Here is a 13,073-nt window from a genome sequence, read left to right on the forward strand (position 1 = left end):
CCCCTTACTCCAGCACCTCCACCGCCATCCCCACCTCCAGGGTGCCGGCGCTCCGGTTGATCAGGTTCTGCCCGAAGAACACCTCCCCCTCGCGCTCCCGATAGGTCTTCAGGGTCGTCAGCGGTTCACGATCGGCGCTGCGCTCGCCGGTGGCCGGGTCGATGGTGGTGAGGATGCAGCGGCTGCACCCCTTGGCAACACTGAACTCCACGCCGCCGATGCGGATGCGCTTCCAGTTGTCCTCGGCATAGGGCTCGCAGCCCTCCACCACCAGGTTCGGGCGGAAGCGCAGCATCTCCAACGGGCGACCGACCCGTGCCGACAGGTCATCGAGGGAGGCCTGGCCGATCAGCAGCAGCGGGTAGCCGTCGGCGAAGCCCACCTTCTCCTCTGGCAGCAGGCTGCCCGGGATGTCCCGGGCACGCTCGGTCGGCACATGCACCAGGCGACACGGTTTGCCGATAAAGCGGCTCAGCCATTCGGCCGCCTCGTCGCCGGCATCGGGCACCCTCATCGCATCGCTCCAGATCTGCGCGCCGCGCAGCTCCGCCCCGGCGCCCGGCAAGGGCACCTCCAGCTCCGGCAGGCCGACGGCACGCAGGCTCAAACCGCCCGAGGCGTTCCAGCGGGCGCTGAGCTGAGACATCTGCGGCAGTGCACGTTGGGTGAGGAAGCGCCCGTTGCTGGCGTCCACCAGCATCCAGCGGCGATCACCGGCCAGGCCAAGACCGTCCAGCTCGGCGCGCGCGAGGGACTCACCGATGGCGGATTTCATGGGGTAGCGATACAGAGCGGTGAGACGCAGCATGGGCCAGCTTCCATCAGGCGGTCGGAAGCGTCCCTTATACGGAATCGGCGACGGGCGGCCAAGCCCGTCGCCCGGCGGTCAGTTGTCCTTGCTCAGGCGGTCCGCCACCACGTCGACCAGCTTGTCGGGCTGGAACTTGGAGAGGAAGTTGTCGCACCCCACCTTCTTCACCATGGCGTCGTTGAAGCTGCCGGACAGCGAGGTGTGCATCACCACATAGAGGTCGCGCAGACGCGGGTCGTTGCGGATCTCGGTAGTCAGACGGTAGCCGTCCATCTCCGGCATTTCGGCATCGGTGAAGACCATCAGCAGCTTGTCGGTCATCACCTCACCGGAATCCGCCCACTTCTTCAGCAGGTTGAGGGCCTTCAGGCCGTCACTGGCCGAATGAGTGCGGATGCCCAGTTGGGAGAGTGTCTCGCGCAACTGGGTCAGGGCGACATTGGAATCGTCCACCAGCAGCACTTCGCGGCCACGGGCACGCTCCAGCAACGGGTTGCCCAGGCGCTCCTCCGAAACGCGGGTGCTCATGGGCACGATCTCGGCCAGCACCTTCTCCACGTCGATGATCTCGACGATGTTGTCCTCCACCTTGGTGATCGCCGTCAGGTAGTGCTGACGACCGGCCCCACCGGGAGGCGGCTGGATGGACTCCCAGTTGAGGTTGAGGATGCGGTCCACGCCCCCCACCAGGAAAGCCTGCACCGAACGGTTGTACTCGGTGACGATGATGGTGCTGTTCTTGTCCGGCACCAGCGCGCGCATACCGATGGCACGGGACAGGTCGATCACCGGCAGCGTATGGCCGCGCAGGTTGACCACGCCGCAGACGTAGGGATGGCGCTGGGGAATCAGGGTCAGCTTGGGCAGTTGCAGGACTTCCTGCACCTTGAACACGTTGATGGCGAACAACTGACGGCCCACCAGTCGGAACATGAGGATTTCCAGGCGGTTCTCACCCACCAGTTGGGTGCGCTGGTCGACTGTGTCGAGAATACCGGCCATTGCATGCTCCTGTAGAAAATTCCAGCCGGACTGCGGCTGCTTCACCTTATCGGCAGAGTGATGGGATAACTGTAGCCGTCATGGCGGGGAGCCATCATGCACCACCCCGGCGCACCACACCAGAAGACGGCTCACGACCCAGGGGCCCTTAGCAGCGGCGAACCGTCCGGCAGATGTAAGCGTAGTGCGTTACGGCGCGCACTGAAGCGAACCTGCCGACATTCCAGCGGCTCGCCGTCCAGATTTACATCCAATCCCTCCGGCGCCTCCACCTCCACCCAGGGCAGACGGGCGGTCACCGAGACCGCCTCCAGGCCGCGCATGCCGCCCGACAGCAGCGTCCCCAGGGTACCCACCACGTCCTGCGGCGCCGGCACGATACAGAGATCGAGCAGGCCGTCGTCCACCCGCGCACGGGGGCAGAGCACGTGCCCGCCGCCCGCCTGGCTGCCGTTGCCGATGCCCAGGGCGAGGAACTCCCCCTCCCAGGCGAAATCAGGCCCACGGAAGCGCCCGAAGGCCGCATGCACCTCCGAAAAGCGTGTCAGCCCGGTGAGCAGGTAGGCCGCACCGCCGAGCACCTTCTTCAGGTCCTCCGAGGTGTTGGCCGTGACCTTGGAACCGAAACCGCCGGTCGCCATGTTGAGGAACAGCCGCCCGTCGGCTTCCCCCAGGTCGATGGCCCGGGCCGGCACGTCCAGCAGCGCCAGCGCCTCGCCGGGCACCAGCGGCACCCCGGCGGCGTGGGCGAAGTCATTGGCGGTGCCCAGCGGCAGCAGGGCCAGGCTGGCGTCCTCGCCGGACAGGGCAATCGCCTCGGCCACGTCCCGCAGGGTGCCGTCGCCGCCGCCGGCCACCAGGGTTCGGTAGCCGCCTGCCAGGGCCTCGTCCACCAGCCGGCGGGCATCGCCACCCTCCCAGGTCACCCGCACCGCCAGCTCCCAGCCCGCCTCACGACGGGCCATCACCGCCGCGCGGACCTCCTCATTCATGGCCTGCTTGCCATGCAGCACCAGCACCGCCTTGCGTTCAGTCATCAATCGCTCCACACCGGGAATGGGCCCGAGTATAGGCACGCCCCCAGGGAAAACGTGAAAGAGCCTGCCAGCGAAATCCAACAGAACTATCGAGCGAATCGATAGCTGGAACCCATAAATCCCGCTTCTTCACCATCATCAGTCGATGGATCATGGCCACCATTGCGCCGGGGAGCCCAACCCACCCCGGCCCGACAGGAGATTCCCATGATCCACGTACGCCCCTTCCAGCAACTCGGCGCCGCCCAGCATGGCTGGCTGAATGCCCGTCACCACTTCTCCTTCGCCGAGTACCACGACCCGGCGCGGATGAACTGGGGCCAGCTGCGGGTGTGGAACGACGACGAGATCGCCCCGCACTCCGGCTTCCCGCCGCACCCGCACCGGGACATGGAGATCATCACCTACGTCCGTGACGGCGCCATCACCCACCAGGACAACCTCGGCAACAAGGGCCGCACCGTGGCCGGCGACGTGCAGGTGATGAGCGCAGGCACCGGCATCGCCCACTCCGAATACAACCTGGAGGACGAGACCACCCGCATCTTTCAGATCTGGATCATGCCCACCGAGTTCGGTACGGCGCCGTCCTGGGGCACCCGCCCGTTTCCCAAGGGGGAGCGCGCCGGCACCTTCGTCACCCTCGCCAGCGGCATCGACGCGGGCAGCGATGCCCTGCACATCCGCGCCAATGCCCGGCTGGTAGCCGCAACGATCAAGGCCGGCCAGACCGCCGAGTACCACCTCGAACACGGCCGCAAGGCCTACCTGGTGGCCGCGCAGGGTCGCTACGAAGTGAACGGCATCCCCGCCCTGGCCCGCGACGGTGTCGCCGTGAAGGATGAAACGCACCTGACCTTCAACGCCCAGGAAGACACCGAGATCGTGCTGGTGGACGTGGCCTGACCCGAAGCAGAACGCCCCCGGTGACAACCACCGGGGGGGGGTTCCATTCAAGCCGTAGCCCGGGCTTCAGCCCGGCGTGCCACGGCTCCCGTCAGGCCGGGTAGCCGGTGATGTCGCGGATCTTCTGGTACAGCGGCTTCAACTGCTGGTACATGTTCAGGTACACCTCGCGGTACAGCTGCTCGTAGACCCGCCGCGCCTCCGGGTTGGGCTGGAACACCTGCCCCACCCGCGTCATCGCCGCGATGGCGGTGGGGAAGTCCGGGTGCAGCCCCAGGCCCACCGCGCAGTCGATGGCCGCCCCCAGCCCCGAAGTCTCGAACACATGGGGCCGCTCCGCCGGCAGGCCGAAGATGTCCGCCGTCAATTGCATCGCCGCATCACTCTGGGAGCCCCCGCCGGACACCCGCAGCCGGGTGATGCGCGTGCCGGAGCGTTTCTCGATGCGCTCCTTGCCCTGGCGCAGGGCGTAGGCCAGCCCTTCGAGGATGGCCCGGTAGATGTGCGCCCGGGTGTGCACGTCGCCGAAGCCGATGATCGACCCCTTCGCCTCCAGCCCCGGCTCACGGATGCCGGGGGACCAGTACGGCTGCAGCGTCAGCCCCATGGAGCCGGGTGGCACACCGTTGACCAGCTCGTCGAACAGCGCCTCCGGCTCCACCCCCAGCTCCCGCGCCCGCTGCATTTCCCGCAGGCCGAACTCCTGCTTGAACCAGCTGACCATCCAAAACCCGCGGTAGATCATCACCTCGGTATTGAAGTGGTCCGGCACCGCCGCCGGGTAAGGCGGGATCAGCGGAATCGTCTCCAGGTAGCGCTGGCGCGTGGTGTTGATGGTGGCCGTGGTGCCGTAGGAGAGGCAGGCCGTGTCCGGCGCCACCCCGCCCGAGCCCATCACCTCGCAGGCCTTGTCGGCAGCGGCGGCCACCAGCGGCAGCCCCTCGGGGATGCCGGTCAGGCGGCTCGCCTCGGCGGTGATGCGCCCCAGGGTCTCGCCCGGCTTGCACAGGTCCGGCAGCTGTTCGCGGCGCACCGGCATCGCCTGCCACTTCCAGTCGCTCGGCTTGGCCCAGTCCAGGCGCTTGTAGTCGAACGGCAGGTAGGCCACCTGGCAGCCCACCGAATCCACGAAGCGGCCGCACAGCCGGTGGGTCAGGAACCCCGACAGCAGCAGCACCTTGTGGGTCCGCGCCCACAGCTCCGGCTGATTCTGCGCCACCCAGTTCACCTCCGCCTGGGTGCGGAAGTGGTCCACCGTCGGCTCCAGCCGCAGCAGGCGGAACAGCCAGCCCCAGGGCCCCTTGATGCGTCCCTCGGCCTCGGCACGACGCTGATCCAGCCAGATGATCGCCGGGCGCAGCGGCTGGCCCTGCTCGTCAACGTGGATCACCGTGCCGCGCTGGGTGGTCAGGGCCACGCCACGGATCAGGCTGCGGTCGATGTCCACCGACGCCCACAGCAGGCGGCAGGCCTCGGCCAGGCTCGACCAGTAGTACTCCGGGTCCTGCTCGGCCCAGCCGGGCTGCTTGGAATAGTAGGCCTCCAGCGGCACCTTGCCCTTGCCCACCAGGTTGCCCTGCAGGTCGAACAGCAGGGCACGCACGCTCTGGGTGCCGTTGTCGATGGCCAGCAGGTAGCTCGTTTCGCTCACGGTGACGTCCTTTCTTGTCGTTATGCGGGCAGGCTGTAGTACCGGCGCCACAGTGCCCGGTATGCCTGCTCCTCGCGCGCCCAGCGCGCATCGTCCCATTCCAGCAGCGGCTGGCACAGTGCGCGGATGCGCGGCAGGTACGCCTGGCCGCCCTCCGCCACCAGCAGGCCCAGCCGCGTGCGGCGCAGCAGCAGGTCATCCAGGTGCAGCACCAGCTCGCCTTCGGCCGCCCAGGCCAGCTCGGCCCAGAGCACCTCGCTGCCGCCCACCCGCTCGCTCCCCAATCGCTCCAGCCAGGGAGCCAGCCGCGTCAATGCCGGGCCATGGCGGCCCGCCAGGCGCCGCTGCAACCCCGCGCCCACCGGCAGGGGCGGCAGCGGTGCCGGTGTGAACACCGCCGAACCGTGGTCCGCCACTTCACGCCCGGTGAACGGCGCGCAGGCCCGCAGCACTTCCAACGCCAGCAGACGGAAGGTGGTGAGCTTGCCCCCGGCCAGCGTCACGCAGCCGGGCTCCGTCCACAGCGCGTGCTCGCGCTTCTCGTCGGAGGGCTTGCGCCCCTCGGCCCCATCGCTCACCACCGGCCGCACCCCGGCCCAGGTGGAGAGCACGTCGGCGCGGCCGATGGCCGCATTCGGGAACTGCGCGGCGCAGGCGGCCAGCAGGTAGTCGACCTCCTCGGCGCTGATGGCCGCGTCTTCGGTCAGCCCCGCGCGATGGTCCAGGTCGGTGGTGCCCACCACGGTCGCGCCCTCCCAGGGGAAGACGAACACCGGGCGCCCGTCGTCCGGGTGCATGAAGCTGATGGCATGGGCCAGCGGCAGGCGCCAGGCCGGCAACAGCAGGTGGCTGCCCCGCAGCGGGCGGATGTGCTCCGGCCCCTCACGACGGCGCAGTTCATCCGCCCAGGCGCCGGTGGCCAGGGCCACGGCGCGGCTGCGAAACGTCAGCCGCTCGCCACCCTCGGCGTCCTCCGCCACCAGGCCGGTCACCCGCCCCTGGTCGCGGGTCAGTTCCAGCACCCGCAGCCCGTTGAGGGCTTCACCGCCCTCGCGCCGGGCCTCGGCCAGCACCCGCATCACCAGGCGCGCGTCATCCGTCACGGCATCGAAGAACTGCGTCCCGCCCTGCAGCCCCGCCTCGCCCAGCCCAGGGGCCAGAAAGCGCAGTTGCGGCAGCGGGTGGTAGCGGTGGTTGCGCACCCCGGCCAGGGCGTCGTACAGCGCCAGCAGCGTGCCGAACACCCTCGGGCCGGGAAAGCCGCCGCGATGGGGCATCACGAAACTCAGCGGGTCCACCAGACCGGGCGCTTCCGCCAACAGGCGCTGGCGCTCGCGCACCGAATCGCGGGTGAGGCCGATCTGCCCCTTGGCGATGTAGCGCAGGCCGCCGTGAACCATCTTCGACGAGCGGCTGGACGTGCCCCAGGCGAAGTCGCGCTGTTCCAGCAGCAGGCAGGACCAGCCCCGCCGCGCCGCCTCACGCAGGATGCCGGCCCCGGTGATGCCGCCGCCGACCACGATCAGGTCCCACTCCCGCGCCGCCAGCGCCGGCAGCGCGGCCGCCCGCCAGGCGGCATTCCAGGTTTCCACGGCTCAGTCCTGCAGCAGCACGCCGGGCGCCAGGCGGCCGTCCGGGTCGAAGTGACGGGCCATAGCCTGCAGCGTGGCCATTCCACGCACACCCTTTTCCAGCGGCAGCCAGGGCGCGTGGTCGCGGCCCACGCCGTGCTGGTGGCTGATGGTGCCGCGGTTGTGGGCGATCACCTCGCTCGCCGCGAACTTGAGGCGCTGCCAGCGGCTCAAGGCCGTTTCGTAACTCGCACCGGGGCGGAACACGTAGGTGGTGTAGATGCTCGAACCCTCGCCGTAGACGTGGGACAGGTGGGTGAACACGTGCACCCGCTCGCCCTCGTCCGCCAGCCCCTCGCGCAGGCTGGCCTCCACCTTGCCCATCAGGGCGTCGACGTTGGACCAGTCGGTGGCCGTCTCCAGGGTGTCCACCACGTAGCCGGCCTCCCATAGGGCATGGCGCAGGTAGGGGAAGCGGAAGCGGTTCTCCGCCCACTTGCTGCCCAGCAGGGTGCCGGTGAACACCCCGCCAAAGGGCCTCAGCAGCGCCTTGGCCTGACGCAACGAAGCGGCGTTCTGCACCCGCGAGCCGGTCACGCCGAAGGTCAGCATGCACTTGCCGGCGCGCGCCCCACGGAACGCCAGGTACTTCTCCAGCAGCGCGATGCGCTCCGGGTGGCCGGCCAGGGCCAGCTGGGTCTCGGTCTCGATGGCGTTGGACAGGCGCAGCATGGACAGCGGCACCCGCGCCTGGGCCAGGGTCCGCACCGCTTGCAGCGCCCGCGTCCAGTCCGGCAGGAACACCGCGTAGAAGCGCTCCTGGTCGGCCAGGCGCGACACCCGCACCTTGACCTCAGAAATCACCCCGAAGCGGCCCTCGGAGCCCAGCACCAGCTCGCGCAGGTCCGGCCCGGCCGCCGAGGCCGGGAAGGTCGGCAGCTCCAGCGGACCGTCGAAGGTCTCCAGAGTGCCGCCGGCGAACAACTGCTCGATGCGCCCGTAGCGCAGCGACTGCTGGCCACTGGAGCGGCTGGCGACCCAGCCGCCGAGGGTGGACAGCTCCCAGGACTGCGGGAAGTGCCCGAGGGTGAAGCCCCGGGCACGCAACTGGCTTTCCACCTGCGGGCCGTTGGCACCGGGGCCGAAGGTGGCGATCTGGCTCGCCTCGTCCAGCTCCAGCAGGCGACTCATGCGCGCCAGGGACAGGGTCAGCACCGGGCGGCTGGAAGCCTGCGGGTTGATGTGCCCGGCCACCGAAGTACCACCGCCGTAAGGGATCAGCACCACGTCGTGCTGGGCCGCCCAGGCCATCAGCACACGGATGTCCTGCGGGCTTTCGGGGAAGGCCACGCCGTCGGGGAACACCTCGAAGCGGCCTTCGCGCATCGCCAGCCAGTCCGGCAGGCTCTGGCCACGGGCGTGGCGCACCCGCACCTCCGCATCCTGGCTCACCAGCGGATGCTCCGGCAGGCGCGAGGCCGGCACGCTGGCCAGCACCTGCTCCAGGGTGGCATCCGCCAGCACCTGCCCGGCGCCGACCCGCGCGCCCAGGAATTCGGCCCCATTGGCCGGCAGCTCCACCACGGTCGACTCGTCGCCCCAGCCGTTCCAGCGTCGCATCCCGTTCTCCTTGTCCTGGTTGTTTCGAAGGTTTTCGATGGCTGCCTATACTAGCCAGCCGCCCCGCAGCGTCACTGTCTGATCGGGACAGCGGCTATCGCCAATCAGGACAACCCAGAACAAGAAGAACCCATGCACGCGCTCGGCTATACCTCCGTTCCCGCCCTGCTGAAGTACCTGCGCCATGCCGACCACCTGGGCCTGGACCGCGACGCCGCCCTGCGCGCCGCCGACCTGCAGCCCGAGGACCTCACCGACAACGGCCGGCGGATTCCCAGCGAGAGCCACGAACGCCTGTTGCAGCACCTGATCGAGGTGTCCGGCGACCCGCTGTTCGGCCTGCATTCCGCGCACTTCGTCCAGCCGGGCTCCTGGAGCGTGCTGGGCTACATCACCATGAACTGCGCCACCCTGGGCGAAGCCATGAGCCGCATCATTCCCTACGAGAAGCTGGTGGGGGACATGGGCACCAGCCAGATCGAAGCTGCCACGGACCACATCCGCCTGAGCTGGAACTGCCGCCACGAAGCCCCGGAGATCCGCCGGCACATGGTGGAGAACGTGCTCGCTTCCTGGCTGCTCTACGCCCGCTGGATCGCCGACATGGAGCGCTCGCCCCGCGAGGTCTGGTTCGAGCACGCCCTACCGACGGGCACGCGCCAGGAGGACTACGAAGCGGTATTCGGCTGCCCGGTGCACTTCGAGCAGCACTGCAGCGCCCTGCTGGTGCCCCTGGAGTACCTCGCCGTGCCCCTGCGCCAGGCCGATGCCAACCTCCTGCGCACCCTGGAGGAACACGCCCTGGCGATGATGGCCGGGCTGGACCAGGACGAACCGCTGCCACAGCGGGTAAAGAACGCCCTGCGCCTGCTGCTCAAGGACGGCCTGCCGCGCAAGGAGCGGGTGGCGGAGAAGTTCCACATGACGGTACGCACCCTGCAGCGCCACCTGCAGCAGGCCGGCACCAGCTACCAGCAGATCCTCGACGAACTGCGCCAGGAACTGGCCGAGCACTACCTGCTGCGCAGCGACCTGGCGATCCAGGACATCGCCGCCTACCTCGGCTTCACCGAATCACGTTCGTTCCACCGCAGCTTCAAGGCCTGGACCGGCCAGACGCCCGGCGAATACCGGGAGGCCAAGCGCCAGGGCTGAGTGCTCCATCCCCGGACTGAAGTCCGGGCTACAAAAGCCCCCGCAAACACCGCCCACCGTAGCCTGGGCTTCAGCCCAGGAGCTCTTCATCCCCGGACTGAAGTCCGGGCTACAAAAGCCCCCGCAAACACCGCCCCGTAGCCTGGGCTTCAGCCCAGGGGCTCTTCATCCCCGGACTGAAGTCCGGGCTACAAATGCCCCCGCAAGCACTGCCCCGTAGCCTGGGCTTCAGCCCAGGGGCTCTTGATCCCCGGACTGAAGTCCGGGCTACAAAAGCCCCGCAAGCACCACCTCGTAGACTGGGCTTCAGCCCAGGGGCTCTTCATCCCCGAACTGAAGCCCGGGGCTAGGGCCCGCCAGATCAGGCCTGCAGTTCGCTGAGGGGAATGAAGCGCAGCAGGTCACCCTCAGCCAAGGTGGTGCCCTCCAGCACTTCCACCAGGCCATCTGCCCAGGCGGCGCTGCGCAGCACACCGGAGCTCTGGTTGCGGTAGATCACCGCGCGGCCATTCTCCAGCCGTGCCCGCAGGTACTCGCGGCGGTTGCCCGGCTTGCTCCAGATGAACCCGCCCGGCACCGGGAAGCCCAGCGGCTCGATGCGCTCCACGCCCAGGCGACGCAACAAGTAGGGCCGCGCCAGCAGGCCGAAGGTCACCAGAGTCGAGGCCGGGTTGCCCGGCAGGCCGATCACCGGCACACCCCGGAAATGCCCGAAGGTCAGCGGCTTGCCCGGCTTGATCGCCAGCTTCCACAGCGCCAGTTCGCCCTCCTCGCGCAGCGCCTGGCCGAGGAAGTCCGCCTCGCCCACCGACACCCCGCCCGTGGAGAGGATCAGGTCCACATCGCTCAGCGCCCCCAGGGCCTGGCGGGTCAGTTCCAGGTCGTCAGCGAGGATGCCACCGTCCACCACCTCGCAGCCCAGGCGGCGCAGCCAGGCACAGAGCAGCGTGCGGTTGCTGTTGTAGATCTGTCCGGGGCCGAGGGCCTGGCCCGGTTCCACCAGCTCGTCACCGGTGGAGAGCACTGCCACCCGCGCACGGCGGCGCACCGGCAGCACGGCCACGCCGAGGGTCGCGGCCAGCCCCAGCTCGATGGGACCGAGCAAGGTGCCGGCATCCAGCACCGTCTCGCCCACCCGCGTCTCCTGGCCAAGGGGGCGCACGTTCTGCCGGGCCTTGAGCGGCTGCAGCAGGCGGACTCGACCATCGGCCAGCACCTCGACGTTCTCCTGCATCTCCACGCAGTCGGCGCCCTCGGGCAGCGGCGCACCGGTGAAGATGCGCGCGCAGGTGCCAGGCTGCAGCGCCGCCGGAGCACTGCCGGCAAGAATCCGCTGGCTTACCAGCAGCGGCTCGCCCTGCCAGTCGTCCAGGCGCAGGGCGTAGCCATCCATGGCGCTGTTGTCCCAGGGCGGCAGGTCCAGGCTGGCCACCAGAGGTTCAGCCAGCACGCGGCCATCGGCCTGGGCCAGCGGCAGGGCTTCCACGCCGGCGATCCGCGCCGCATCGGCCAGCGCCAGCAGGCGCGCCTGGGCCGCCTCCACCGGCAGCAGCCCGGGGTGGTCGCAGCCGCTCATGCGCGGCTCTCGCAGGGGGCGGCGGCCTTCAGGTGCGGCACGAAGTTGCAGGGGCGGTGACGGTTGTCCAGTTGCTCGCCGAGGATGCCGTCCCAGGCGGTGCGGCAGGCATTGGTGGAACCCGGCAGGCAGCACACCAGGGTGCCGTTGGCCAGGCCCGCCAGGGCGCGGGATTGCAGGGTGGAGGTGCCGATGTCGGCCACCGAGATCTGCCGGAAGTACTCGCCAAAGCCGTCGACGCGCTTGTCCAGCAGGCAGGCCACCGCCTCGGGGGTGCTGTCGCGACCGGTGAAACCGGTGCCACCGGTGATCAGCACCACCTGCACGGTGTCCTCGGCGATCCAGGTGGCCACCTGGGCGCGGATCTTGTACAGGTCGTCCTTCAACAGGACGCGCGCAGCCAGGTTGTGGCCGGCAGCGGTGAGGCGATCGACGAACAGTTGGCCGGAGGTGTCGGTTGCCAGGGTGCGGGTGTCGCTGACAGTGAGCACGGCGATATTGAGCGGCACGAACACCGCCTCGGCCTTGTGGTTCATGGCTGGCTTCCAGTTGTAGGACAGGGAGGCCGGTGTTATATCACAGCGCCCGTTCGCCGAGACCTCGCCCATGCCCGCCGTGCCTGCCCTGCCCTGCTCCGTCCTGCTGCTGTCCGGTGGTCGCGGACAACGCCTGGGCGGCCGCGACAAGGGCCTGGTGGACTGGCGCGGCCGCCCGCTGATCGACTGGCTGCACGCCGTGGCCCGGCCGATCACCGACGACCTGATCATCTCCTGCAACCGCAACACCGAACGCTACGCCGCCTGGGCCGACCGCCTGGTGCAGGACGACAGCCCCGACTACCAGGGCCCCCTCGCCGGCATCCGCGCCGGCCTCGCCGCTGCCCGCCACCCGCACCTGCTGGTGCTGCCCTGCGATGCCCCGCTGGTGGACGACGAGCTGCTGCAGCGCCTGCTCGACGCCGCCGGCGAGCGCCCGGCGATGCTGCACCGGGGCGGCTTCTGGGAGCCGCTGTTCTGTGTACTGCCACGCAGCGTACTGCCTGTGCTGGAAGCCGCCTGGCAGGCCGGCGAGCGCAGCCCCCAGCGCGCCCTGCGCCCGCTCGACCCGCTGGCCATACCCTGCGCCGACAACGACCCGCGCCTGGCCAACCTGAACACCCCGGAATTGCTTGAAAGCACGCCCCCGACGGCGTGACACTGGCCCGGTTCCGGAACTTTGGCCGCGCTTCGTCCGTCAGAGCCTCCAGAACAACCCGTTCATTCATCAAGGAGATGGCAGATGAACCAGCGGATCCTTCCCGCTTTTGCGCTTGTACTGGGCCTGGCCGCCCTCGCCGGCTGCTCCACCCCCAGCGTGATCACCCTCAACGACGGCCGCGAGCTGCAGACCGTGGACAAGCCGGACTACGACGACGACACCGGCTTCTACGAGTTCGAACAACTCGACGGCAAGCGCGCCAAGGTCAACAAGGATCAGGTCCGCACCATCAAGGAACTCTGATCGTCCAGCGCCTCACCGGCGCCCAGCCTGCCACGGGTCCTGCCCGTCGCGGGCTTTGTTTCATCTGCGTCACGCCAGAGCGCAAAAACCGTCGCCCCGCAAAATTTTTTCCGCTAACCCCTTGTCGACCAAAAAGTTTTCTGTAGAATGCGCGCCATCTCACGGAGCGTAGCGCAGCTTGGTAGCGCGTCTCGTTCGGGACGAGAAGGTCGCTGGTTCGAATCCAGTCGCTCCGACCAAATCC

At 69.0% G+C, this 13,073-nt stretch carries 12 protein-coding genes and 1 tRNA gene; 5 read left to right on the forward strand and 8 right to left on the reverse strand.

From position 1 onward, the window contains the following. Nucleotides 1–4 precede the first annotated feature (4 nt). The 3 genes from A9G05_RS14935 to yegS all read right to left on the reverse strand — a co-directional run bounded on the left by A9G05_RS14935 (nt 5) and on the right by yegS (nt 2,850). Nucleotides 5–808 (reverse strand): MOSC domain-containing protein, encoded by an 804-nt coding sequence (locus A9G05_RS14935; protein WP_069561728.1) that lies wholly within the window; start codon nt 806–808, stop codon nt 5–7. 78 nt (nt 809–886) lie between these two features. Beyond that, entirely contained in the window at nt 887–1,813 is a 927-nt protein-coding gene (locus A9G05_RS14940; RefSeq protein ID WP_069561729.1) for a chemotaxis protein CheV, read from the reverse strand. Nucleotides 1,814–1,944: 131 nt separating this feature from the next. After that, nucleotides 1,945–2,850, reverse strand: coding sequence for a lipid kinase YegS (gene yegS, locus A9G05_RS14945; RefSeq protein WP_069561730.1), 906 nt, complete (start codon nt 2,848–2,850; stop codon nt 1,945–1,947). Nucleotides 2,851–3,057: 207 nt separating this feature from the next. On the opposite strand from yegS, the gene A9G05_RS14950 reads away from it, so the two are divergent. Then, nucleotides 3,058–3,756: a pirin family protein gene (locus A9G05_RS14950; RefSeq protein ID WP_069561731.1), complete on the forward strand. Its 699-nt coding sequence runs from the start codon at nt 3,058–3,060 to the stop codon at nt 3,754–3,756. A gap of 91 nt (nt 3,757–3,847) precedes the next feature. On the opposite strand, the gene A9G05_RS14955 is transcribed toward A9G05_RS14950, so the two are convergent. From A9G05_RS14955 to A9G05_RS14965, 3 genes are read right to left on the reverse strand one after another with little or no spacing between them, the layout of a single operon-like run. Next, complete coding sequence (locus tag A9G05_RS14955; RefSeq protein ID WP_069561732.1) at nt 3,848–5,407, reverse strand: FGGY-family carbohydrate kinase; 1,560 nt, start codon at nt 5,405–5,407, stop codon at nt 3,848–3,850. 20 nt (nt 5,408–5,427) lie between these two features. Next, nucleotides 5,428–6,999, reverse strand: coding sequence for a glycerol-3-phosphate dehydrogenase/oxidase (locus A9G05_RS14960; protein ID WP_069561733.1), 1,572 nt, complete (start codon nt 6,997–6,999; stop codon nt 5,428–5,430). Between the two features lie 3 nt (nt 7,000–7,002). Next, nucleotides 7,003–8,598, reverse strand: a complete 1,596-nt coding sequence (locus A9G05_RS14965; protein WP_069561734.1) for an FAD-binding oxidoreductase — start codon at nt 8,596–8,598, stop codon at nt 7,003–7,005. Between the two features lie 132 nt (nt 8,599–8,730). Between A9G05_RS14965 and A9G05_RS14970 the strand changes: the two genes are divergently transcribed. Next, entirely contained in the window at nt 8,731–9,753 is a 1,023-nt protein-coding gene (locus A9G05_RS14970) for an AraC family transcriptional regulator (protein ID WP_069561735.1), read from the forward strand. Between the two features lie 361 nt (nt 9,754–10,114). Here A9G05_RS14970 and glp read toward each other — a convergent pair whose 3' ends face one another. Both glp and moaB read right to left on the reverse strand, forming a co-directional pair. Next, nucleotides 10,115–11,329: a gephyrin-like molybdotransferase Glp gene (gene glp, locus A9G05_RS14975; RefSeq protein WP_069561736.1), complete on the reverse strand. Its 1,215-nt coding sequence runs from the start codon at nt 11,327–11,329 to the stop codon at nt 10,115–10,117. Beyond that, nucleotides 11,326–11,865 (reverse strand): molybdenum cofactor biosynthesis protein B, encoded by a 540-nt coding sequence (moaB, locus tag A9G05_RS14980; RefSeq protein ID WP_069561737.1) that lies wholly within the window; start codon nt 11,863–11,865, stop codon nt 11,326–11,328. Before moaB ends, glp begins: the two co-directional genes overlap by 4 nt. Nucleotides 11,866–11,935: 70 nt before the next feature. Between moaB and mobA the strand changes: the two genes are divergently transcribed. From mobA to A9G05_RS14995, 3 genes are all read left to right on the forward strand, one after another. After that, the gene (gene mobA, locus A9G05_RS14985) at nt 11,936–12,523 is read left to right on the forward strand and encodes a molybdenum cofactor guanylyltransferase MobA (protein ID WP_069561738.1); all 588 of its coding nucleotides are present in this window, start codon (nt 11,936–11,938) and stop codon (nt 12,521–12,523) included. An 84-nt stretch (nt 12,524–12,607) separates the two neighbouring features. Next, entirely contained in the window at nt 12,608–12,829 is a 222-nt protein-coding gene (locus tag A9G05_RS14990; RefSeq protein ID WP_044405121.1) for a YgdI/YgdR family lipoprotein, read from the forward strand. A 162-nt stretch (nt 12,830–12,991) separates the two neighbouring features. After that, nucleotides 12,992–13,068: transfer RNA gene (locus A9G05_RS14995), tRNA-Pro, on the forward strand. Nucleotides 13,069–13,073 lie beyond the last annotated feature (5 nt).

The sequence above is a fragment of the Pseudomonas sp. ENNP23 genome (assembly GCF_001728945.1).
GTDB classification, from domain to species: domain Bacteria; phylum Pseudomonadota; class Gammaproteobacteria; order Pseudomonadales; family Pseudomonadaceae; genus Metapseudomonas; species Metapseudomonas otitidis.

Bases quoted from the DNA above. Each gene is read 5' to 3' on its own strand.
- A9G05_RS14970 (WP_069561735.1), top strand. From the start codon at position 8,731: ATGCACGCGCTCGGCTATACCTCCGTTCCCGCCCTGCTGAAGTACCTG.
- A9G05_RS14940 (WP_069561729.1), bottom strand. From the start codon at position 1,813: ATGGCCGGTATTCTCGACACAGTCGACCAGCGCACCCAACTGGTGGGT.
- A9G05_RS14965 (WP_069561734.1), bottom strand. From the start codon at position 8,598: ATGCGACGCTGGAACGGCTGGGGCGACGAGTCGACCGTGGTGGAGCTG.
- A9G05_RS14990 (WP_044405121.1), top strand. From the start codon at position 12,608: ATGAACCAGCGGATCCTTCCCGCTTTTGCGCTTGTACTGGGCCTGGCC.
- yegS (WP_069561730.1), bottom strand. From the start codon at position 2,850: ATGACTGAACGCAAGGCGGTGCTGGTGCTGCATGGCAAGCAGGCCATG.
- A9G05_RS14950 (WP_069561731.1), top strand. From the start codon at position 3,058: ATGATCCACGTACGCCCCTTCCAGCAACTCGGCGCCGCCCAGCATGGC.
- moaB (WP_069561737.1), bottom strand. From the start codon at position 11,865: ATGAACCACAAGGCCGAGGCGGTGTTCGTGCCGCTCAATATCGCCGTG.
- A9G05_RS14935 (WP_069561728.1), bottom strand. From the start codon at position 808: ATGCTGCGTCTCACCGCTCTGTATCGCTACCCCATGAAATCCGCCATC.
- mobA (WP_069561738.1), top strand. From the start codon at position 11,936: ATGCCCGCCGTGCCTGCCCTGCCCTGCTCCGTCCTGCTGCTGTCCGGT.
- glp (WP_069561736.1), bottom strand. From the start codon at position 11,329: ATGAGCGGCTGCGACCACCCCGGGCTGCTGCCGGTGGAGGCGGCCCAG.